Source organism: Aestuariispira insulae, assembly GCF_003385955.1.
GTDB classification, from domain to species: domain Bacteria; phylum Pseudomonadota; class Alphaproteobacteria; order UBA8366; family Aestuariispiraceae; genus Aestuariispira; species Aestuariispira insulae.
In genome coordinates, this window is the sequence record NZ_QRDW01000005.1 from 171,142 (window position 1) to 192,622 (window position 21,481).

General features: G+C 55.6%; 20 protein-coding genes. 16 read left to right on the forward strand and 4 right to left on the reverse strand.

Annotation, left to right across the window (positions count from 1 at the left end):
- Positions 1-32 precede the first annotated feature (32 nt).
- On the reverse strand, positions 33-953 hold the full coding sequence (locus tag DFP90_RS13610) for a LysR substrate-binding domain-containing protein (protein WP_181905350.1): 921 nt from the start codon (positions 951-953) through the stop codon (positions 33-35).
- A gap of 89 nt (positions 954-1,042) precedes the next feature.
- Here DFP90_RS13610 and DFP90_RS22685 point away from each other — a divergent pair, with 89 nt between their 5' ends.
- Both DFP90_RS22685 and glmM read left to right on the forward strand, forming a co-directional pair.
- A complete protein-coding gene (locus DFP90_RS22685; RefSeq protein WP_147301010.1) occupies positions 1,043-1,279 on the forward strand; it encodes a hypothetical protein in 237 nt (78 codons plus the stop codon).
- 82 nt (positions 1,280-1,361) lie between these two features.
- On the forward strand, positions 1,362-2,705 hold the full coding sequence (glmM, locus tag DFP90_RS13615) for a phosphoglucosamine mutase (RefSeq protein WP_115937219.1): 1,344 nt from the start codon (positions 1,362-1,364) through the stop codon (positions 2,703-2,705).
- Positions 2,706-2,722: 17 nt separating this feature from the next.
- Here the strand turns inward: glmM and DFP90_RS13620 are convergent, their stop codons facing one another.
- Positions 2,723-4,180, reverse strand: a complete 1,458-nt coding sequence (locus tag DFP90_RS13620) for an aminotransferase-like domain-containing protein (RefSeq protein ID WP_115937045.1) — start codon at positions 4,178-4,180, stop codon at positions 2,723-2,725.
- A gap of 211 nt (positions 4,181-4,391) precedes the next feature.
- Between DFP90_RS13620 and DFP90_RS22905 the strand changes: the two genes are divergently transcribed.
- The 6 genes from DFP90_RS22905 (at position 4,392) to DFP90_RS13650 (ending at position 9,900) form a co-directional block, all read left to right on the forward strand.
- Complete coding sequence (locus DFP90_RS22905) at positions 4,392-4,529, forward strand: DUF1127 domain-containing protein (RefSeq protein ID WP_181905351.1); 138 nt, start codon at positions 4,392-4,394, stop codon at positions 4,527-4,529.
- 142 nt (positions 4,530-4,671) lie between these two features.
- Positions 4,672-5,634 (forward strand): threonine dehydratase, encoded by a 963-nt coding sequence (locus tag DFP90_RS13630; protein WP_115937047.1) that lies wholly within the window; start codon positions 4,672-4,674, stop codon positions 5,632-5,634.
- 2 nt (positions 5,635-5,636) lie between these two features.
- On the forward strand, positions 5,637-7,049 hold the full coding sequence (locus tag DFP90_RS13635) for a pyridoxal phosphate-dependent decarboxylase family protein (RefSeq protein ID WP_115937048.1): 1,413 nt from the start codon (positions 5,637-5,639) through the stop codon (positions 7,047-7,049).
- Positions 7,050-7,060: 11 nt separating this feature from the next.
- Positions 7,061-7,852, forward strand: coding sequence for a PhzF family phenazine biosynthesis protein (locus tag DFP90_RS13640; protein WP_115937049.1), 792 nt, complete (start codon positions 7,061-7,063; stop codon positions 7,850-7,852).
- A gap of 67 nt (positions 7,853-7,919) precedes the next feature.
- Positions 7,920-8,756, forward strand: coding sequence for a methylated-DNA--[protein]-cysteine S-methyltransferase (locus tag DFP90_RS13645; protein WP_115937050.1), 837 nt, complete (start codon positions 7,920-7,922; stop codon positions 8,754-8,756).
- Positions 8,757-9,267: 511 nt separating this feature from the next.
- Positions 9,268-9,900: an outer membrane protein gene (locus DFP90_RS13650; protein WP_115937051.1), complete on the forward strand. Its 633-nt coding sequence runs from the start codon at positions 9,268-9,270 to the stop codon at positions 9,898-9,900.
- Between the two features lie 53 nt (positions 9,901-9,953).
- Here the strand turns inward: DFP90_RS13650 and cysQ are convergent, their stop codons facing one another.
- Positions 9,954-10,745 (reverse strand): 3'(2'),5'-bisphosphate nucleotidase CysQ, encoded by a 792-nt coding sequence (cysQ, locus tag DFP90_RS13655; RefSeq protein WP_115937052.1) that lies wholly within the window; start codon positions 10,743-10,745, stop codon positions 9,954-9,956.
- Positions 10,746-10,823: 78 nt separating this feature from the next.
- Entirely contained in the window at positions 10,824-12,260 is a 1,437-nt protein-coding gene (gene amrB, locus DFP90_RS13660) for an AmmeMemoRadiSam system protein B (RefSeq protein ID WP_181905352.1), read from the reverse strand.
- Positions 12,261-12,327: 67 nt separating this feature from the next.
- On the opposite strand from amrB, the gene amrS reads away from it, so the two are divergent.
- From amrS to DFP90_RS13700, 8 genes are all read left to right on the forward strand, one after another.
- The gene (amrS, locus tag DFP90_RS13665; protein ID WP_115937054.1) at positions 12,328-13,458 is read left to right on the forward strand and encodes an AmmeMemoRadiSam system radical SAM enzyme; all 1,131 of its coding nucleotides are present in this window, start codon (positions 12,328-12,330) and stop codon (positions 13,456-13,458) included.
- 174 nt (positions 13,459-13,632) lie between these two features.
- A complete protein-coding gene (galU, locus tag DFP90_RS13670; protein ID WP_115937055.1) occupies positions 13,633-14,508 on the forward strand; it encodes a UTP--glucose-1-phosphate uridylyltransferase GalU in 876 nt (291 codons plus the stop codon).
- A 71-nt stretch (positions 14,509-14,579) separates the two neighbouring features.
- Entirely contained in the window at positions 14,580-15,881 is a 1,302-nt protein-coding gene (locus tag DFP90_RS13675; protein WP_115937056.1) for a UDP-glucose dehydrogenase family protein, read from the forward strand.
- 65 nt (positions 15,882-15,946) lie between these two features.
- Positions 15,947-17,338 (forward strand): phosphoglucomutase/phosphomannomutase PgmG, encoded by a 1,392-nt coding sequence (gene pgmG / locus DFP90_RS13680; protein WP_115937057.1) that lies wholly within the window; start codon positions 15,947-15,949, stop codon positions 17,336-17,338.
- Between the two features lie 220 nt (positions 17,339-17,558).
- Complete coding sequence (locus DFP90_RS13685; RefSeq protein ID WP_115937058.1) at positions 17,559-18,512, forward strand: choline ABC transporter substrate-binding protein; 954 nt, start codon at positions 17,559-17,561, stop codon at positions 18,510-18,512.
- A gap of 126 nt (positions 18,513-18,638) precedes the next feature.
- On the forward strand, positions 18,639-19,481 hold the full coding sequence (choW, locus tag DFP90_RS13690; RefSeq protein WP_115937059.1) for a choline ABC transporter permease subunit: 843 nt from the start codon (positions 18,639-18,641) through the stop codon (positions 19,479-19,481).
- 3 nt (positions 19,482-19,484) lie between these two features.
- A complete protein-coding gene (choV, locus tag DFP90_RS13695; protein ID WP_115937060.1) occupies positions 19,485-20,702 on the forward strand; it encodes a choline ABC transporter ATP-binding protein in 1,218 nt (405 codons plus the stop codon).
- Between the two features lie 38 nt (positions 20,703-20,740).
- On the forward strand, positions 20,741-21,445 hold the full coding sequence (locus DFP90_RS13700) for an HAD family hydrolase (RefSeq protein ID WP_115937061.1): 705 nt from the start codon (positions 20,741-20,743) through the stop codon (positions 21,443-21,445).
- The last annotated feature ends 36 nt before the right edge of the window (positions 21,446-21,481 follow it).

Below are 21,481 nucleotides of genomic sequence, written 5' to 3' on the forward strand. Positions count from 1 at the left end.
AAGCCCGGCGGTTTATGCCGGGCTTTTTTTAACTATTTTGGAAGATCCGAGCGCGCTTCTTCCTGCATCCAATCTTTGAATTTGACCAGGCCCGGATGGGCATTGGCCCGGCGTTTCCGGATCATGAAATAACTGCCGATTTTTTGGGGCGGCGCATCCAGCGGGATGATCAATCGACCGGCTTCGATGTCATTTTGGACGAAGCGGATGTCACCAAGGGCAATTCCCTGCCCCGCCGCTGCGGCATTCAATGCGATATCCAGGAAATCAAACTGCCGGATCTGTCGGGGATTGAAGGGCCTGACACCCAGTTTTTCGGCCCAGTCGGTCCAATCGTCAAAGCCGCGCTTGCCTTTGCAATTCAATAAAATATGCCGGTTCAAATCGCCGGGCGATTGTAAGGGCGGCTTGCCTTCCAGATAGCCGGGCGCACAAACCGGTGTCATCCATTCCTCGCAAATCAATTCTTTGATCAGGCTGGCGGCGAGATATTCCTCTGGCCCGGCTGCCCGTTCATAGCCGATCCCGGCATCGAAATATTCTTTGTCCGGATCATAGAAATGCCAGGCCGTCGTTAGATTGATCAGAACCTCTGGGTGGGTTTCCTCAAAGCGGTGCAGCCGCGGGATCAGCCAGCGTGCGGCAAGAGAGGGCGGTGACTTGATATTCAATTCCGGCCTGTTATTGCCGAGGCTACGCACGGTTTCTTGGATTTGCTCAAAGGCTCCGGTTAAGCCCTGCAGCAGATAGCGTCCCTCTTCCGTCAGTTCCAATGTCTTGTGATGTCGGTGGAACAGCGGAAGCTGCAGATATTCCTCCAACCCTTTTACATGGCGGCTGATGGCGCCCTGGGTCACTGAAAGCTCTTCCGCTGCACGGGTGAAGCTTAGATGCTTGGCGGCAATCTCAAAGGCGCGGAGCGCATTCAGCGGCAGGGGTGTGTTGTTTTGCATGAGTTTATTTCGGTTAAAATAAGAGAAATGCTCAGTTTGATCATTGGCTATAATGATTAAATATAGGGAAATACCGCTGGAGATGAAATATGGCTGTCTACAATCTTTCTGTGTTTTTCCCATTACCGAAGCAATATCGGCGTCCGGGATTGGTGCAATGTCTGAAAATATGGTGGGCCTATCGATGCCTGGACGCCCATTTGGAATATCTGGCGCGATTGTCACCCCATCTTCTTCAGGATATGGGCCTGGAGGTGGAGGGCCAGGAAGCCGTCACGGAAATGGCAGAGGTTGAATGGGATCCCTGGTTGCCGATATCCCGGTGATGTTCCGCAATCATACCTTGCCAGCCAAAGGCACTCGGAGTACCAAAGGAGTGCGGTAAAAATAACAATGGTGACGGTCAAGATGACGCGCAAATACTTTGGTACTGATGGTGTGCGAGGCACTGCCAATATCTCTCCGATTACGCCGGATTTAATCTTGAGGCTGGCGCTCGCCGCGGGGCGTCATTTCCAGCGCGGCACCCATCGGCATAAAGTCGTGATCGGTAAGGATACACGCCTGTCAGGTTACATGCTGGAACCTGCCTTGACCGCGGGCTTCACCTCTATGGGTATGGATGTCTTCCTTGTCAGCCCATTGCCGACACCGGCGGTCGCCATGCTGACCAAATCGCTGCGCTGTGATCTGGGGGTGATGATTTCCGCCTCCCATAATCCGTATCAGGATAACGGCATCAAGCTGTTTGGTCCGGACGGCTATAAACTGTCGGATGAAACCGAGAGTGAGATTGAGCGCATGATGGATGAGCCGATTGCGGATCTTGCCCATCCGTCAAAGCTTGGCCGCGCGCAGCGTCTGGAAGATGCCCGTGGCCGCTATATCGAATTTGTCAAAAGAACCTTCCCGGCGGGCATTAGCCTGAGCGGTTTGAAGGTGGTGGTGGATTGCGCCCATGGGGCTGCCTACAAGGTGGCACCAGAAGTGCTCTATGAACTGGGGGCCGAGGTGATCTCCATCGCGGTTCATCCCAACGGCACCAATATCAATGATCAATGTGGGGCAACATCGCCCGCAGCCCTGTGCGAGCAGGTGGTGGCCCATGGTGCGGATATCGGCATCGCCCTTGATGGCGATGCGGATCGGTTGATCATCTGTGACGAAACCGGCCATGTGTTGGACGGGGATCAACTGATGGCGCTGGTCGCCTGTTCTTACGCCAAGCGCGGCAATCTGAAAGGCCCGTTGGTAGCAACCGTGATGTCCAACCTGGGACTGGAACGCTATCTGGATAAAAAGGGCATAGGGCTGTTGCGCACGGCGGTCGGGGACCGCTATGTGGTGGAAACCATGCGCGCCAAAAACTGCAATCTGGGCGGCGAACAGTCGGGTCATATCATCATGGGTGATCATTCCACAACGGGCGACGGCATTGTCGCCGCGCTGCAGGTCCTATCGGTCCTGGTGGAAGACGGCCGCCCGATGAGCGAGGTCGGCCGTGTGTTCGAGCCGGTGCCGCAGTTGCTGCAGAATGTCCGTTTTGATGCGGGCAAAGGTTTGCCGCTGGATCATTCGGATGTGAAAACAGCGATCCGTGCTGGCGAAGAAACGTTGCAGGGCCAGGGCCGCGTGCTGATCCGGAAATCGGGTACGGAACCTTTGATCCGCGTGATGGCGGAAGGGGATGACCAGGCCATGGTCCAGCAGGTGGTGAGCGAGATTTGCGGGGCGATAGAAGCCGTCAGCTGACGGCTGCTATCGTCCGATCATACATAGCCGAAATCATTGATGGCCGGGCCTGATTCGTAAATTCCCAAGAGAATATCCAGTGCCTTGGCCAGGGTCGCGCGTTGGCGTGGTGGTCCCAGTGATATCCTAACCGCATGGGGTGTTTCCGCACGCCCGACGGAAAAGGCGTCATGGGGGCAGAGCAAGACGCCCTGTTTTTCCGCCGCCCGGATGAATTCGGCCGCGCGCACCGACTCCGGCACCTCAAGCCAGGCATGGATTGCGCCGGTCGGCAGGGCATATTCCGCACCGATCGGGCCAAACCTCTCATCGAACATGTCTTTTCGAACGGCTGCTTCCCGTTTGTGGGATTCCAGGATCATATCTGCATTGCCATCCAGGATCCAACGGCTGGCAATTTCTGACGTCAGGGGCGACGCCATCCAATTGGTCGCGCGAATCGCCGATGAAATCGCAGGTTTGTACCGGGTCGGTCCGGCCACATACCCGATCCGCAGGCCGGGTGAAACTGTCTTGGACAGGCTGGTGACAAAGATCGACTGATCCGGGATCAGGGTCGAGAGCGGCGGCGGCGCTTCCCCTTCCGGTAATAGGAGGGCGAAAATGTCATCCTCCACCACCGGCAGGCCGTGGCGCAGTACCACATCCGCGATCTCGTGGCGCCTTGGAACGGAGGTGATGATGTTGGTGGGGTTGCTCAAGGTTGGCACACAGACCAGGGCGGCCGGGCGTTTTTCCCGAATGACCTGTTCCAGGGATTGCGGGTCGATGCCGTCATGATCCATTTCAACCGTTTCCAGGCGCAGACCCAAGGTCCGGGCGATGGATTTCAAGCTGGCATAACTCAGCCGTTCGGTGATCACTAGATCCCCCGGATTGGTCAGCGAGGATAATGCGATCAGGACGCCGCAATGGGCGCCTGGCGCGATCATGATATCGTCCGGAGCGGCATTGATACCTCGCTTGGCCAGCCATTTTGTCCCTGCCGCCCGGTGCCTCTCCATGCCGATATGAGGCTGATAGCCGATATAATCACCCATCAAAGGATCGTCCGCCAGCTCCACCAGAGTCTTCCGGATCACCTTTTTTGCGAGTCCCGGGGGCGGAAAGTTGAAGACGAGGTTGATCGGTTTGCTGGGATCGTCCGTGTCATGTTCCTCTTGGGGGAGGTGGGTATCCATGGACGGGATCTGCAGGCTGCGGCTATCCGAACTGCTGCGCGGGGTCTGGACATAGGTGCCACGTCCGACCTCGCCGGCAATCAGGCCGCGCCTTTCCGCCTCGCGATAGGCACGGCTGACAGTGCCAACCGTGACTTTAAGCTCCCAGGCCAGATCGCGATGGGTGGGCAGTCTTGTGCCCACGGCCAATCTGCCGCTGGCGATGTCATCCGCCAGACAGTCCGCGATCACTTGATATTTTGCGCCACTCCGGCCGGTGAGGTCGGGCAGCCAGGAAATTTGTCTAATTGTCATGGTGACAATGTTTAAATTGACGCGGTCAGGGTGTCAATACAATATGATTGTCATCATTGTATCAACTCATTTCGGGTAATTAAGGAGTAATTGTATGCGTACAATATGGATGTTACCCGGCTGGTTTGGATTCATTTTTGGATCGTCGCCTTCCGGGTCGGAGAATTTGGGTTTTACCGGGCAAATCAAATGCCAGGCGGTAAAGGCCCTGATGACTGTCCGTGAATGGCATGCCCGCTGGAGACAGCGCCTGGATCTTGCTGGGATGCCGGAATACCGGCTCAAAGATCTGGGGCTTTCTGCAGCGGATGCAGAATTTGAAGCCTCCAAACCCTTCTGGCGGCAATAAGCCCTCTATTGCCTGCTATGGTGATGATGCAGGATAGCCCCGTTTCCTCGGTTGTCGGGCGTGATCCTGCATCATCCGGTTCCAACCAAACCGGTTCGCTTTAACCGGCCTGTTGTTTCTGTCATTGAATGGATTGTACCCCATGGAAACCATCACATTGTCCAACCTGGAACAGGCACAATCGCTTGTCCATTCCTTCTTCCCCGGTACGCCGCAATATCGGTGGCCGCTTCTTTGTGAGCGTCTGGGCTGCGAGGTCTGGGTCAAGCATGAGAATTACACCCCGGTGGGCGCTTTCAAAATCCGGGGTGGTCTGGTTTTTGTGAAAGACCGTGCGGATAAAAGCGAAGTCGGTGGCATGATCACCGCCACGCGCGGCAATCATGGCCAGAGTATCGCGACCGCTGCATCCCGCTATTCCATTCCGGTCACGATCGTGGTGCCGAAAGGTAACAGTGTGGAAAAAAACAACGCCATGCGTGCCCAGGGCGGGAAGCTGATCGAATTTGGCGATGATTTCCAGGCAGCATCCGATCATGCGGCGGAACTGGCGGGGCGGGAAGATCTTTATCGCCTGCCCAGTTTTCATCCGCTGCTGGTACGCGGGGTCGGCACCTATGCGTTGGAATTGTTGCAGGCGCAGCCGGACCTAGACACGATTTATGTGCCGATCGGTATGGGCAGCGGCGCATGCGGTGTGATCGCGGCGCGGGATGCGTTGGGCCTGAAAACCAAAGTCGTTGGCGTGGTTTGCGATAAGGCACCGGCCTATGCACTCAGTTTTGAGGCGGGTAGGCCAGTTGAGACCGAAACAGCGGATACCTGGGCGGACGGTGTTGCATGCCGATCCCCCATGGCGGAAGCGGTGGAGATGATCCATCGTGGCGCGGACCGGGTGGTGACTGTATCTGAAGCCCTGATCGCAGAGGCAATGCGCGTCTATTTCACAGATACCCACAATCTGGCGGAGGGGGCTGGCGCGATCGCGCTGGCGGCCCTGATGCAGGAAAAAGAGAAAATGAAGAATAAAAAATCAGCTGTCATTCTGACCGGTGGAAACTTGGATCTGGAACTCTACAGCCGCGTCCTGAAAGGAGAGATTTAACCATGGACCAGATGAAAGCAGACCTATCCAGCCTTCCGGCTGTTTTGGATGTTGCCAGAAAAATCGCCTGTGATTTCTGGGATGAATCGGCCAAGCGTCCAGCGGCGGTGGTCGAGGTGCCATCGATCGATCATTGGCAGTTGCCGGAAACCGGCCCGGGCGCAGCTGCAGCCCTGGGGATCTTTCAAAAAGAGATCTTACCCCATTTCTCCGCTAGCGTTGGCCCGCGTTATTTCGGCTTCGTAACCGGGGGAGCAACCCCGGCGGCTTTGGCCGGTGATTGGCTGGCCGGTGCAACAGATCAAAATCCGGCATCGCCCGGTGATTCCATTGCGGCCGACCTGATTGATCAGACGGTGAAAATGCTGCTCGACCTGTTCCATCTGCCGCAGGGGGCCTTTGACGGCGCTCTGACCACCGGTGCGACGGCGGCCAACCTTCTGGGCTTGACGACGGGCCGGGAATGGTGTGCGCGCAATGCCGGTATTGATGTCACCAATGACGGTATGACCGCCCTTGGGCCGGTTCAGGTTTTTTCTGCTTGCCCTCATGCCAGTCTGATCAAGGTGCTGGGGATCTCAGGCATCGGCCGCAAAGCCTGGGTGCCGGTGGGGCGGATCGGTGAGAGTGAGGCGATGGATCCGGAAGCGCTTGATGCAGCGCTTGCAGCCTCCGACAATCCGAACAAGATCGTGGTTGCGTCCACCGGTACGGTCACGGCGAACGACTTTGACGATCTGGAGGCGATTGCCGATATATGCGAGCGCAATGGGGCCTGGCTACATGTGGATGCGGCATTCGGTATTTTTGCGCGCTGCCTGCCGGAAATGGCGCCGCTGGCCAAGGGGCTGGAACGGGCGGACTCGATCACCGCTGACGGTCATAAATGGCTGAATGTGCCTTATGATTGCGGCATCTTCTTCACCCGCCATATAGATCTGTTGGAACGGGCGCATGGCGTTCATGCTGCTTACTTGAAAACCGAAGCGGAAGCGCCGACCTATGGCCATCGTGGGGTGGAAAACTCCCAGCGCCTGCGGGCGCTGCCAGCCTGGATGACGCTGCAGGCCTATGGCCGCAAAGGGGTTGAGGATATTGTTCGTGTGAACTGTTCCTTTGCGGCTCAGCTGGGCGCCTGGATTGATGCGTCTGATGCGTATGAACTGCTCTGTCCGGTGAAGCTGAATGTGGTTACCTTCCGTGGGCGGTTCACTGACAGTGATCAAGACAGGATGAACGCGGATTTGCTGCGCGCGATCAATCGTGATGGCAGGATTTTTTGCACGCCAGGCGTGATGAATGGCCAGTCGGGAATCCGGGCTGCGATCAGCAATTGGCGCACCGATGACGCAGATCTGGATATTGCCATTACCGCCCTGAGCGAGGTGCACGCCACTTTGACAGCGGCATATTAGGGGGAGGGCGCATGGAACTTGATCTCTATCAGATTGATGCCTTCACCGCAGAACGCTTTTCTGGCAATCCGGCGGCGGTGGTGCCGTTGCAGAGATGGCTAAGCGATGAGGTGATGCTGAATATCGCCCGCGAAAACAACCTGTCAGAAACGGCGTTTTTTGTACCGGTTCTGACGGAAGAGGCGGATTTTGAAATCCGCTGGTTCACACCGGTTATGGAAGTAGACCTTTGTGGGCATGCGACTCTGGCCGCTTCTGCAGTGATTTTTCGGCATCTGCGCTGGGATCAACCGGTCATTCGATTTGTCACTCGGTTTGCCGGCGCACTGACCGTCAGCCGTGAGGGAGAACGGTTCGTCCTGGATTTTCCCTCCAGGCCGGCAAAGCCGGTGGAGATGCCCGCGGGGCTGACGGCTGCTCTTGGGCGCGAACCAAAGACCTTTTTGCGAGCCATGAAAAATCTGGCGGTTTTTGATGGCGAGGAGGATATCCTGGCAATCGATCCTGATCTTGATTTCATTGCCGGGATGGAAGGCGATGGATTGGTCGTGACCGCGCCCGGGCGCGAGGTGGATTGTGTTTCCCGCTATTTCGCGCCCCACGCGGGGATCGCGGAAGATCCGGTCACGGGCTCGGCCCATTGCACGGTCGTACCCTATTGGGTGGAACGGTTGGGGAAGAGGGAGTTGCATGCCAGGCAGGTATCAAAGCGTGGCGGTGATCTCTACTGTCACCAGGAAGGTGATCGAGTCCTGATGGCGGGGGATGCTTGTCTTTACATGAAAGGCAAAATCCTGATCTGACGGCGCAATTTGTTGCGGGCGCAATTATCGGGTGGGATGTTTTTGATATCTGGTTTATCCAGAATATATGACTGATACATACACACTCATCGAACGCGCCCTCAATTATCTTTCCGATCATTGGGAAGATCAGCCGGAATTGTCGGATCTCGCCGATCATGTGGGCATGAGCGAATATCATCTGCAGCGGCTGTTCACGAAATGGGCCGGCATCAGCCCCAAGAAATTCCTGAGTCAGTTGACCCTGGATCAGGCCAGGCGGCGGCTGGAAGCCAATGAGAGTATCCTGGATGCTGCCTTGGGCAGCGGCCTGTCCGGCCCGGGGCGGCTTCATGATCTTTTCGTAACTTACGAGGCGATGACACCCGGTGAATACAAACGCCAGGGCGATGGGCTGGTCATTCGCTATGGTTGGCACGAAGGCCCGTTCGGCGCGACGTTGCTGATGGTGACGGATCGTGGCCTTTGTGGCTTGGCCTTTGAGGATGAGCGGGGCCGGGACGGTTGTTTTGCGGAAATGGCGGAACGCTGGCCGGGGGCTTTTTTACGTGAAGATATGGTGGAGACCAAACGCTATATGAATCGTATCTTTCATCCCGAGACCTTGAAGGATGATCCGCAGGAAGGGGCCTTGCGCCTCGTGCTGAAAGGCACGGAATATCAGGTCAAGGTTTGGGAGGCATTGATGACACTGCCCCAGGGCAGCATGACCACTTATGGCAATCTGGCGAAAATGGTGAGCGGGGGCACGGGCGGTGCACGGGCGATTGGCAGCGCGGTTGGGGCCAATCCGATTGCCTGGCTGATCCCCTGTCATAGGGTGATCCGCAGCAGCGGTGCGCTGGGCGGTTATCGCTGGGGACTGCCCCGTAAACTAGCCATGCTGGGTATGGAGGCTTCGTGATCTAGTCTTTGAATAGACAATAGGCCCAGAAATGCGATGGTTTGTGCGACTTTGCGTCCAAACTGCCTTTATCAATGTCTGTTGCGTAAAGGCAACAGGCATCTTTTATAACTGATCTTTAAACTTGGAAATTGGCAGGGGCTGTCCTTTTGCAAGATTTGCGCTGCTGCCTTTCGCTCACGAATTCCTACTAGATTGTTTCAGATAAGCCTTTCTATTTTATGAGGTTAGTTGCCATCTTGCCTGGTGGTACGTTGATATGAGAGTTTTATGGATACCGGATAACTCCGATAAACGGGCGTGTATTTCAACCGGCCAACAACAGCTCCATAGAGAATCTGAAATTCCCTTATAGATAGTGAATATGTTAATATTTTCGCAGTTATTAACATATGTTAACTGTTTTGATTCTTTTCAATGCTCGTTTTTAGTGTATCATTCGGCGTCCGCACAGGTTGATCATTAATCCGTTGGCGGTTTTTGGACGTGTAAAAAAAATGGGGACTCTCTCATGAGAATTGTTTCGAGCTTGGCAGCGATCGCGATTATGGGAATGCCGGCCATGGTGCTTGCAGATGGACATGGCGGGGGCGGCAATTTTTACGCTGGCGGCTCCCTGGGATATGCCATTCTGGACGACGTTGATTTCAAAGAGAGCGGCAGCAATGCAACAACCAAGACGGCTGACTTTGATGGCAGTTTTGCGGCTGCGTTAAGGGGCGGCTACGATTATGGTGATATCCGGGCAGAACTGGAAATTGGCTATCGGAGTTTTGACGTGGACTCGGTCAGCACCGGCACGAATCCATCGGGAGATGCAGATTTCTACTCCGTAATGGTGAACGGGGCCTATGATTTTGATACTGGCACGGCTTACACACCATACGTAATGCTTGGACTGGGGGTTGGCATTGTGGAAGGGAATATTTCCTATACCTCTTCCGATGGGTCGACCGTTGAGGATAAGAATTTTTACGGGGTGGCACCGGCGGGTCAAATCGGCCTGGGCGTTGCCTATGAAATGAATGAAGACGTCGATGTCGTTGGCGGCTACAGCCTGTTGATGGCGCCGCAGGACGAGACAGGCGAAGATGACACCATCATGATGCACAGCCTTATGATCGGGCTGAATTACAACTTCTGATCCGATTGCTGCATCTCAAACAAAAGCCCCGCAATCTCCTGCGGGGTTTTTTATTACTTGATGCCGCCCCAGGCAATGAAATGCGGATTCAGGAAATCCTTACGCTTGGCGTAGGTGAAAGGCGTTTTCCCATCTTCCAAGGTAATGCGACCGCCCGCGGCTTGCAGTACGGCATGTCCTGCTGCAGTGTCCCATTCGCAGGTCGGGCCAAAGCGTGGGTAGAGATCCGCTTCACCACAGGCAACCAGGCAGAATTTGAGCGAACTTCCGGCGTTGCGAACCTCTTTGAGGGGGCGGCCGGCCAGGAATTTTTCCAGCAAGGCTGGGTCGCCGTGGCGCCGGCTGGCGGCCAGGGTAATGCCTTCCGGCTGTTCGGATCGAACGGAAATCTCCTCGGGCGGATTCTGGCCGGTTCTCTTCCATGCCTTTTCGTCAACGATCCCCCAATAAAGTGTGTCGAGTGCGGGGGCGAGCACAGCCCCCAAGACCGGTTGGCGATTATGTAGCAGGGCGATATTCACCGTGAACTCGTCATTGCGGTTGAGAAACTCTTTGGTGCCGTCAACCGGGTCAACCAGCCAAAAGTATCCATCGGAGACTTCGGGAATTCTGCCTTCCGCGGCGGCTTCTTCTGCGACCACTGGAACATTGGGCAGCAAGGCTTCCAAAGCCGGTGTTATGATAGCCTCTGCGGCAAGGTCAGCTTCCGTGACAGGAGAAGAGTCACTTTTGGTCCGGGCTTCAAAATCCGTGCGATAGATCTCCATGACTGTCTCGCCAGCCTCCTCGATGATCTCAAGGATGCGGTTCATGATCATATGGATGTTGGGCTGGCTGGCAGTCATGTTGGGTTCTTTCTCGTCGAATTCGGAACGGATGGATGTATAGGCTCCTGTTATTTGGCCTTCAAGCGTTGAATGCGGTCACTCATGCAGGTCTGTTTGCGCCGGGAACCTCTGAGGGGCGGTTTTTTCCACCCGATACTGCCAAGCCTGGAAACTGTCTGACCAATGGTCCTCGGCCAGGCCGGCCTTGATTTTAAGCCGCGTGAGAAATTCGGCAGGTTCAGGCAGGCTCTCCCAAACCTGGGGCAGAAAAACCGATCGCCGTCCGAAATCCTGTATCATCAGGCCGGTTTCCCCGGGAATAAGCTGCGAGAGCAGATCTTCTTCATTTTTGAATTTCATGGCTTTCATGGGGGATAGGACGGAAACCGCAAAGGAGAGCCTGGTCAGTTCCGGTGCTTCCAGTGGCGGAAAGCGATGGTCATTGAAGGCTGCGGCATAGGCATTTTCCACGATGTCGATGATCAGGGGGCGATGGGGTGTCACACTGCCAATGCAGCCGCGTAATCGACCGTCCGTTTCCAATGTCACAAAACTTGCAGCAGTCTGCTGCAGGTCAGCGTGAAAGCTAGATACATCCACCTTGGGAGGTTTGCCGTTTTTCAGGCCGGACAGGATCGACCGGATCACGCTTTTTGAAATTTCATGCGTATGAACGTCAACAAGGCTCGCAGGATTGTTTGTTATTTGTGGTTCAAACAGGGACCAACTGCCATAGCCGACAACCCGGTCTTTTGTTCCGGCGGTATCCCCTGAATTGCAAAGTCCTGTCCGGGCAATGCTCATGCCGCGCCGTTTGGCACAACTCAGCATGCCGGAAACGGGGATCCTGCCACAGGCCTGATCGCGGCCTATAGACTGCCAGTTCAGCTTTTCGATGGCTTCGGCCGTCTGTCTGTCCAGGGCTTGGGCATCCTCATAGCTCAGGAAATGGCTGAGATCGGTGCTGATCACGATCAGGGTTTCCGGCCCGCCCCATAATGTATCCAGCAGCTGGGCAACAGCCTCATTATCCGCAGCACCGACCGCCAGGGGAACCAGGCTGAAATTCGAAAGTGCCTTTTGCAGGAAGGGAAGGTGCACCTCCAGGCTATGCTCCTCTTCATGAGCCAGGTCATTCACACTGACTTGAGACAGCTCCAGAGCCTGGTTCCTGGCATCCTGGTCGATCGGCACTGGGCCAAGCGGGGTCTGCCAAACATCCGCCGAGGTTATGGCAAGCCCTGTGATCGGCACCCGGTGGCAGGGTCCCAGAAGGACGACACGGCGGATCCGTTCTGATCCTTCCAGCAGGGCCTGATAGGCCCTGCCCGCACAGGCACCCGAGTAGATATAACCGGCATGGGGCACGATCAGGGCCTTGGGTGGGCCGGGTGGGGGGGCTGGTTCCCGCATGGTCGGATCGGACGCAAGGAATTGATCCAGCTGTGCGCTCAATTTCTCCGGCGTTGCCGGATAAAAATGACCGGCAAGCGCGGCAGGTCTGATGGAAGACATGGTTTCAACGCTTTTCATTGCTCTTACCCCTATCTTAGCGTGAAGCATGCTATATTAGTATCTCGAATTACAGCGGGCATGGCAGATGGATGATGTGATTGAAGGCATACCCGGGCGCTATTGGCAGACATTGCCGGATGGGCGCATCCAGTGCGATCTTTGCCCGCGTGAATGCAAATTGCAGGAAGGCCAGCGCGGTCTTTGCTTTGTGCGCGCCAGGAAAGGGGAGGGGCTTGTCCTGACCACCTATGGCCGGTCCAGCGGTTTTTGCATCGATCCGATAGAGAAAAAACCGCTCAACCATTTCCTGCCGGGAACATCGGTGCTCAGCTTTGGGACGGCAGGGTGCAATCTCACCTGCAAATTCTGCCAGAACCATGATATTTCAAAGGCGCGCCAGATGGATGCCTTGATGGATCATGCGCCGCCGGATGTGATTGCGGAGGCCGCTGTGAAAGGCGGATGTCGGTCGGTCGCCTATACCTATAATGATCCTGTGATCTTTTTGGAATATGCGGTGGATGTTGCCCAGGCCTGTCACGAACGGGGGATCCGCAACGTTGCGGTCACGGCAGGTTACCTGAAACAGGCGGCGCGTGAAGAGTTTTTTACGCATATGGATGCAGCCAATGTTGACCTCAAAGCCTTCACGGATTCCTTTTATCATTCGTTATGCTCGGCTCACCTGGAACCGGTTCTGGAAACCTGCCTCTATCTGAAATATGAGACAAATGTCTGGTTCGAACTGACCGTGCTGCTGATTCCAGGCGAGAATGATGGTGAGGCTGAGCTGGAGCGGCTGACCCAATGGGTGGTGGAGCATTTGGGCGGGGATGTTCCGGTTCATTTTACGGCCTTCCATCCGGATTTCCGGATGCTGGACAAGCCCCGCACGCCGCCGGAAACCTTGTTCCGGGCCTATCGGATCGCCCGGAAGAACGGGGTCCGTTTTCCCTATACCGGCAATATTCATCATCCGCAGACCGGATCCAGCTATTGCCCAGGATGCGGGACTTGCGTGATGGAACGTGATTGGCACGAACTTTCCCATTGGGGGCTGACCCAAGGTGGGTGCTGTTCGCAATGCGGTATGGATATACCGGGGGTGTTTGAAGAGAGGCCCGGGACCTGGGGGCGTCGGCGCCAGCCTCTGCGGTTAGGCCCCTTGGCTGACCGGATGCACCCGGATCCGGTCCAGGGGCCGGTTTCTTCATGAAAGATTCATGGGCTGCCATGATTCACGCGCTTGCCGCACCGGGCGAGCTGTGGCACAAAACCGTCGGGAAATTTCCAGAGTTCCGGGGTTTTGCAGGGGGCAGCAATCCGTTACAACCGGCCTGGCGGAAATAGCCTTGGCGGATTAGCAAGTCACTGTTCGGGTAGCGCACCAATGCAAAAAAAAATCAGGAAAGCGGTCTTTCCGGTCGCGGGGTTCGGCACACGGTTTTTGCCGGCAACGAAATCTGTGCCCAAGGAAATGCTGTGTGTCGTTGATAAGCCATTGATTCAATACGGTGTTGAAGAAGCCATTGCAGCCGGTATTGAAGAAATCATCTTTGTCACCGGACGCAATAAACAAGCGATTGAAGATCATTTCGATATCTCCTTTGAGTTGAAGGCCAGCCTGGAAGCGCGCGGGAAAACAGCGGCGCTGGAGGCTGTTTCGGATTTCCTGCAGGAACCTGGTCGCATTAAATATGTACGCCAGATGGAGCCACTCGGCCTCGGCCATGCGGTCTGGTGTGCCCGGGACATGATTGGGGATGAACCTTTTGCAATCATTTCACCCGACGATTTGGTACTGTCTGATCGTCCCTGTATCGGGCAATTGATTGACGCCTACGGTGAAACAGGTGGCAATGTGGTCGCTGTTGAAGACGTGCCGCGAGATCAGACGAATAAATACGGTATTCTGGACACGCCGGACGGCGACAAAGATCTTGCGGAAGTCCGTGGTTTGGTGGAAAAACCGGCTCCGGAAGACGCGCCTTCCACCCTGTCGATCATCGGCCGCTATGTGTTGTTGCCGGATGTGTTTGAAGCGCTGGGCCGGAAAGAGCGAGGGGCTGGCGGTGAGATTCAGTTGACCGATGCGATGGCCAAGATGATCGGGGACTATCCGTTCCACGGACTGCGTTTTTCCGGTGAACGGTTTGACTGTGGTGACAAATTGGGGTGGCTGGCTGCGAATATCGCATACGGCCTGAAGCGCGAAGATCTGGGCGAAGGTGTCCGCGGGATTGTTCGGCGCTTTAGTGAAAATTGACAGGATTGGAAGTGACTGCGGGTATCCCGTCCATGGGACCGTGATGGTCATAGGTTTAAGGAGATAGGCGAATGCGCATTGCCATGATTGGCACGGGGTATGTGGGGCTGGTTTCGGGCACCTGTTTCTCGCAATTTGGGATCGACGTCACATGTGTGGATCTTGATGAAAATAAGATCAGCCGCCTGAAAAACGGCGAGGTGCCAATTTATGAGCCGGGCCTCGAGCAGATGGTGCATGAGAATGCTGCGGCTGGCCGTTTGAAATTCACCACCTCGCTTGCCGAAGGGGTAAGTGATGTTGATGCGGTCTTCATTGCGGTCGGGACGCCGACGCGTCATGGTGATGGCCATGCGGATCTTTCTTATGTTTATGCGGCTGCGGAAGAGATTGCGAAACATATCACCGGCTATACGGTGATCGTGGATAAATCCACTGTGCCGGTGGGAACCGCGCGCCAAGTGGCGGACATCATCCGCAAGACCAATCCTGATGCCGATTTCGATGTTGTCTCCAATCCTGAGTTCCTGCGCGAAGGGGCGGCAATTTCCGATTTCACCAAACCGGATCGGGTGGTGATCGGCGCGGAAACCGAGCGTGCGAAACAATGTATGGAACGTCTCTATCAACCGATTGTGGCAAACCGTGTGCCTCTGATGATCACGGGTCTGGAAACGGCCGAGTTGATCAAATATGCCTCCAATGCCTTCCTGGCAGTTAAAATTGGTTTTGTGAACGAGTTGGCCGATTTGTGCGAAAAAGTGGGCGGTGACATTATGGATGTGGCCCAGGGGATGGGCCTGGACGCGCGCATCGGTAGCCGCTTCCTGCAGCCCGGCCCTGGCTACGGCGGATCCTGTTTCCCGAAAGATACGCTGGCTTTGATGCGCACTGGTCAGGAATGCGGCGCACCGGTCAGGATTGTCGAAGCGGTTGTGGATTCAAACGACCGCCGGAAGAAATCCATGGCGGACCGTGTCGTTGCGGCCTGCGATGGCAGCGTTGAGGGCAAAACCGTCGCCATCCTGGGTTTCACCTTCAAGGCGGAAACCGATGATATGCGTGACAGCCCGGCGTTGGATATTGTGCCGGCCCTGCAGAAACAGGGAGCCCGCATCAAGGGTTTTGACCCGAAAGGCATGGAAGAGGCTGCCAAGCTGCTTGATGATGTGGAATGGCAGGATGATGCCTATGCGGCAATGGAAGATGCGGATGTTGCGGTGATCCTGACCGAGTGGAACATTTTCCGCCAGTTGGACCGCTCTCGGGTGCGGGACAGTATGGCACGTCCGGTTGTCGTTGATTTGCGGAATCTTTATGATCCTGAACAGATTAGCGCTGCGGGGATCACCTATCACAGCGTTGGCCGCTAACAGACCTGGTTACAGAACTATCGAAAACAGCCTCCCGGTGGGGGGAGGGGGAAAGTGAGTATGAAATGACAATCGGTCATCGGTTTAACCCGACCATTCTGCGGGAATATGACATTCGCGGTGTTGTCGGTTCCACACTGACCCCGTCGGATGCGCTGGCGCTGGGGCGGACCCTTGGCACCATTGCGGCGGCCAAGAACGGACGTATTGCCGTGGTTGGCTATGATGGCCGGACCTCTTCACCGGTTCTGGAAGAAGAAATGTGTCGGGGGCTTGCGGCTTGCGGGCTGTATGTTATCCGGATCGGCCTGGTGCCGACCCCGGCGCTTTATTTTACCTCCAAGGTTCTGGATGCGGCTGTCGGGGTGATGATCACCGGCTCTCACAATCCGCCGGAATATAATGGTTTCAAGATTGTGATGAATAACCGGCCATTCTTTGGTCAGGAAATTCAGCAATTGCAGGATCTGGCCTATCGCGGTGTCTGGATCAATCGTCCGGGCGGTGTGATCCAGTCTGATTCCATGTCCGCTTATGTGGCGCGGCTTCTGAAAGATCATAAACGCGGCCGTCAGCTGAAAGTCGCCTGGGACCCGGGCAACGGTGCGGCCGGTGAGGCGACCTTGCGCTTGGCCCGAGGCCTGCCGGGTGATCATGTGGTCATTAACGAGAAAATTGACGGCACCTTCCCGAATCACCATCCGGATCCGACGGTTGAGGAAAACCTGGAACAGTTGAAACAGACGGTTCTGGAAGAAAAATGCGATCTTGGTGTTGCTTTTGACGGTGACGGCGACCGCATTGGTGTGGTCGATAACGAAGGAACCGTGATCTGGGGCGATCAATTGCTGGCGATCTTGGCCAGGGATGTCCTGGCAAATATACCCGGCGCACCGGTCCTTGCCGATGTGAAGGCAAGCCAGGTTCTGTTTAACGAGATTGAGCGCCTGGGCGGCAAACCGGTCATGAGCCCGACCGGCCATTCCATCATCAAGAGCAAGATGGCCGAAACCGGTGCGCCGCTGGCTGGCGAGATGAGTGGCCATGTGTTCTTTGCTGACCGCTATTTCGGTTTTGATGATGCGCTCTATGCGGCAGTTCGTCTGATCGGTTATCTGGGCAGCCAGAGCAAATCCTTGTCGGAGTTGCGCCAGGAATTGCCTTCCATGGTGAATACGCCGGAGATCCGGGTGGATGTAAGTGAGGAGCGCAAGTTTGACATTGTCTCGGAAGTGAAGGAGCGGCTGGCTGCGGAAGGGGCCGATGTCAATGATATCGATGGTGTCCGGGTGAATGAAGGTAGCGGCTGGTGGTTGATCCGGGCATCCAACACGCAAAATGCACTTGTTTTGCGCTGTGAGGCGGAAAATGACGCCGAGCTGGCACAGCTTAAGCAGCGGGCGGTTCAGCAATTGACCGCAAGCGGTGTTGGGATCCAGGTTGAGGAACTGGGCTGAATCCCGATCTCGGTAAAACCTGGGAAATTCTTGAAGCCCCGCCTGGAAAAAGGCGGGGCTTTTTGCTGATATTCTGTCAACTAATTGTAACCTAAGGGTAATTTTTGTGACATTTTTTTTAATTGGACGTGTCGTTAAAAAAGATTATACTTCTCACAGTTGATGGTGAGGCCTTTAATGACTTCGGCCTCATCGAACGCGAGCAGGGAGCAAAATAAACATGATTAAAGTTTCTATGAAGACGTTGGCATTGGCCGGTGTGGCCGCAATGGCTCTTTCGGGCGCTGCAAAAGCAGCGGACCCGGAAAGCTGTAAAGCCGTTAATTTTGCGGATGTGGGCTGGACCGACATCACCGCAACCACCGCTGCCACCAGCGTCATTCTGCAGGGCCTGGGTTATGCGCCCGAAGCGAAGGTTCTGTCTGTACCGGTAACTTATAAGAGCCTGGAAACCGGCGATATTGATGTGTTCCTCGGCAACTGGATGCCGACCATGGAGGCGGATCTTGCGCCCTACCGTGACAAGGGCACCGTGGAAGTCCTGGAAAAAGCCAACCTGGTTGGCGCGAAATACACCCTGGCGGTCAACAAGGTCGCTGCCGACATGGGCATCAAGGATTTCGCGGACATCGCCGCCAACAAAGATGCGCTGGATGGCAAAATCTTCGGTATCGAACCGGGTAACGACGGTAACCGCCTGATCCAGGACATGATCGACAAAAACGCCTTTGGTCTGGAAGGTTTTGAGGTTGTTGAAAGCTCAGAGCAGGGCATGCTGGCGCAGGTTCAGCGTTCCGTAAAACGGAATAAGCCGGTTGTATTCCTGGGCTGGGCACCGCATCCGATGAATGCCAATTTTGATCTGACCTACCTGTCTGGCGGTGATGATTTCTTTGGTCCGAACTATGGCGGCGCGAATGTCTATACCAACGTGCGCAAAGGCTATGTGTCTGAATGCCCGAACGTTGGCAAGCTGCTGACCAATCTGGAATTTTCCTTGGATATGGAAAACCAGATTATGAAATCTATCCTGGATGAGGGTGAAGATCCGAACGCTGCGGCAACCGCTTGGCTGAAAGCCAATTCCGGTGTGCTGGACGGTTGGCTCGCAGGCGTGACCACCATGGATGGTGGTGACGGTGCGGCCGCTGTCAAAGGCCATCTGGGCCTTTAAGCGATTATGCTGAGAAACCGGCCGGATCATATGGTATGATCCGGCCGGTTTTTTTTGAGTTCCGGTATCTAGAAGAATAAATCAGGTCAGGAGCCGCGGGATGGGCGCGGCTATGGGAGAGACCCTATGGAATGGCTAGAAGAAAATAAAATCCCGATCGGGCAGTGGCTCAGTGATGCTCTGGATTTCTTAATTCTGCATCTTGGTTGGCTGTTTGACGGCATCGACCTTGTGTTGAATGTGATTTTTGATGCGACCACAGATGTCATGTTGGCAACGCCTTGGTTTTTATTCATCGCGATAATTGCGGGTGTCGCATGGTATGTGCGCCGGTCCTGGAAACTGGTGGCCTTTGTGATTTTCGCACAATTGATGATGATCAACCTGGGTTATTGGGAAGCGACCATGGAAACCCTGGCTCTGGTGATCTGGGCGACGGTTCTTTGTATGATCATGGGGGTTCCGATCGGGATTGCGGCGGCTCATCGCCCGAAACTCTGGCTGGCCATGCGCCCGGTCCTGGACATGATGCAGACCGTACCGGTTTTTGTGTACCTGATCCCGGCGCTGGCCATGTTCGGCCTTGGTGCGACACCGGGCCTGATGGCAACGATTATCTTTGTTCTGCCCGCACCGATCCGTCTTTCCTATCTTGGGGTTTCCTCCACGCCCAAAAATCTCCTGGAAGCGGCGGAGAGCTTTGGCGCGACCAAGAGCCAGCTTTTGTGGAAGGTTGAGATTCCTTATGCCATGCCGTCGATCATGGCAGGCCTGACCCAGACCATCATGCTGACCCTGTCCATGGTGGTGATTGCCTCCATGGTGGCAGCACCGGGTTTAGGTGTGGATATCCTGCGCTCCATCAACCAGGTGAATGCGCCCAAGGGCTTTGAGGCTGGCCTGGTGATTGCCCTTGTTGCGATCATCATGGAACGGATTTGCCGCAAGCCTGGTTCGAAGGAGGAATAAGCCATGTCAGTGACCAATAATCCTGTGGCGGTTTCCTTCCGCAATGTCGACATCATGTTCGGCGACAAACAAAAAGAGGCCCTTGAAGCTTTGGATGCCGGTGGCACCCGTGCCTCGATCCTGAAAGAAACCGGCTCTGTTCTTGGGGCGGCTGATGCCAGCATCGATATTCACGAAGGTGAGATCTGTGTGCTGATGGGGCTGTCGGGGTCAGGGAAATCGACCCTGTTGCGGGCGGTGAACGGTCTGAATGATGTGGCGCGTGGCGAGCTTCTGGTGCGGGACGGCGATCAGATGATCGACATGGCTTCCTGCAATTCAGAGACCCTCCGGTCCATGCGTATGAACCGGGTTGCCATGGTGTTCCAACAGTTTGGCCTGCTGCCCTGGCGCACGGTTGAGGAAAATGTCGGGCTGGGCCTGGAATTGCGCGGCATGGAGAAGAAGGAACGGGCCGAGCGTGTGGCGGAGAAACTGGAACTGGTCGGTCTCGCCCAGTGGAAGGACAAATACGCCCATGAATTGTCGGGCGGCATGCAGCAGCGCGTGGGCCTGGCCCGTGCCTTTGCCACCGACGCCGATATCCTGCTGATGGACGAGCCCTTTTCAGCGCTCGATCCCCTGATCCGCAACCATCTGCAGGATTTCCTGCTGGATCTGCAGAAAAACCTGAAAAAGACGATCATCTTTGTTTCCCATGATCTGGATGAGGCTTTGAAGATCGGCAACCATATCGCGATCATGGAAGAAGGCCGGATTGTGCAATATGGCGAGCCGGAAGATATCGTCCTTAATCCGGCCAATGAATATGTGGCGGAATTTGTCGCCCATATGAACCCGCTGAATGTTCTCCAGGGGGCCAGCTTCATGACCCCGCTGGCGGATCTGAAACGGGATGGGGATGAGGTGATCCTGGATGCCAAGGGCCATTTCAAGGTCCAGCTCAACGGCAATAACGAACCGGTCGGTGCAACATTTGACGGCGAGACCGCCCGCATTGTTGCTTGCGATGATGATACAGCCGTGCATGATCTGGGCGATGATGTGTTGGTGAAGGCACCATCCTCCATGAAAATGCGCTGGAATATCGAAATTCGCCATCATACCGGCTGGCCGGTCCTGATGGTGGAGAATGGCAGCCTGGTCGGTGTCGTCGGAGATGACGAGATTTATGGCGGTATCCTGCGTCAGACCAACCTGAAGGCGGCGGCCAGCGAATAAGCTGGCCTCAGCCACCTATTTTGAAGGATCAAGCGGGCATGACAATCAAGGCCATTCTGTTCGACAAGGACGGCACCCTGGTGGATTTCCACAAAACCTGGATGCCGCCCTGTTGGATGGCCGCGCGTTTCTTTGCCGATGGTGATGAGGCGCTTGCCCGCCACCTGCTCGAAGTGGGCGGCTATGATTTTGCAACCGAGCGTATGGGGTCAGGTTCTGTCCTGGCGGCTGGCAATAACGAAGAGATTGTCGATCTCTGGCTGGAACAGGCTGCGGAGAAAAAGCCGAATAGGGCGGCCCTGCTGGCAGAGGTGGAGCGCATCTTTGTCGAGGAATGTGTCAAACATGCCGAACCGGTGACCGATTTGGCGGTTCTGATCGATCGCTTGCATGCCATGGACGTCCGGGTCGGAGTTGCAACCATGGATTCTGAACGCGGCGCCCATGTTTCATTGGAAAGCTTTGGCGTGCGGGACCGATTCGATTTTGTCGTCGGGTATGATTCCGGCCATGGCAGCAAGCCGGGGCCGGGCATGGTTTTAGGCTTTGCCAAACATATGGACCTGGATCCGTCAGAAATCATGGTTGTTGGTGATAACCTGCATGATATCGATATGGGCCGTTCCGCCGGGGCTGGCATGGTCGTAGGGGTTCTGACCGGCACCAGCCTGGTGGAAGACCTGGCCCCCCATGCGGATCATGTGCTGGCGTCCATCGCTGATCTGCCGCAATTGCTGAATTGATATCGCTGCGGGGTTTTCCTGCAAAGACAGTCCCCG

Coding starts and splice junctions, on each gene's coding strand:
- DFP90_RS22905 (WP_181905351.1), top strand. CDS start 4,392: ATGACTGTCCGTGAATGGCATGCCCGCTGGAGACAGCGCCTGGATCTT.
- amrS (WP_115937054.1), top strand. CDS start 12,328: ATGGATGATGTGATTGAAGGCATACCCGGGCGCTATTGGCAGACATTG.
- DFP90_RS13650 (WP_115937051.1), top strand. CDS start 9,268: ATGAGAATTGTTTCGAGCTTGGCAGCGATCGCGATTATGGGAATGCCG.
- cysQ (WP_115937052.1), bottom strand. CDS start 10,745: ATGACTGCCAGCCAGCCCAACATCCATATGATCATGAACCGCATCCTT.
- DFP90_RS13620 (WP_115937045.1), bottom strand. CDS start 4,180: ATGACAATTAGACAAATTTCCTGGCTGCCCGACCTCACCGGCCGGAGT.
- amrB (WP_181905352.1), bottom strand. CDS start 12,260: ATGAAAAGCGTTGAAACCATGTCTTCCATCAGACCTGCCGCGCTTGCC.
- glmM (WP_115937219.1), top strand. CDS start 1,362: ATGACGCGCAAATACTTTGGTACTGATGGTGTGCGAGGCACTGCCAAT.
- choV (WP_115937060.1), top strand. CDS start 19,485: ATGTCAGTGACCAATAATCCTGTGGCGGTTTCCTTCCGCAATGTCGAC.
- DFP90_RS13610 (WP_181905350.1), bottom strand. CDS start 953: ATGCAAAACAACACACCCCTGCCGCTGAATGCGCTCCGCGCCTTTGAG.
- DFP90_RS13675 (WP_115937056.1), top strand. CDS start 14,580: ATGCGCATTGCCATGATTGGCACGGGGTATGTGGGGCTGGTTTCGGGC.
- DFP90_RS13700 (WP_115937061.1), top strand. CDS start 20,741: ATGACAATCAAGGCCATTCTGTTCGACAAGGACGGCACCCTGGTGGAT.
- DFP90_RS13640 (WP_115937049.1), top strand. CDS start 7,061: ATGGAACTTGATCTCTATCAGATTGATGCCTTCACCGCAGAACGCTTT.
- DFP90_RS13635 (WP_115937048.1), top strand. CDS start 5,637: ATGGACCAGATGAAAGCAGACCTATCCAGCCTTCCGGCTGTTTTGGAT.
- choW (WP_115937059.1), top strand. CDS start 18,639: ATGGAATGGCTAGAAGAAAATAAAATCCCGATCGGGCAGTGGCTCAGT.
- DFP90_RS13630 (WP_115937047.1), top strand. CDS start 4,672: ATGGAAACCATCACATTGTCCAACCTGGAACAGGCACAATCGCTTGTC.
- galU (WP_115937055.1), top strand. CDS start 13,633: ATGCAAAAAAAAATCAGGAAAGCGGTCTTTCCGGTCGCGGGGTTCGGC.
- DFP90_RS13645 (WP_115937050.1), top strand. CDS start 7,920: ATGACTGATACATACACACTCATCGAACGCGCCCTCAATTATCTTTCC.
- DFP90_RS22685 (WP_147301010.1), top strand. CDS start 1,043: ATGGCTGTCTACAATCTTTCTGTGTTTTTCCCATTACCGAAGCAATAT.
- DFP90_RS13685 (WP_115937058.1), top strand. CDS start 17,559: ATGATTAAAGTTTCTATGAAGACGTTGGCATTGGCCGGTGTGGCCGCA.
- pgmG (WP_115937057.1), top strand. CDS start 15,947: ATGACAATCGGTCATCGGTTTAACCCGACCATTCTGCGGGAATATGAC.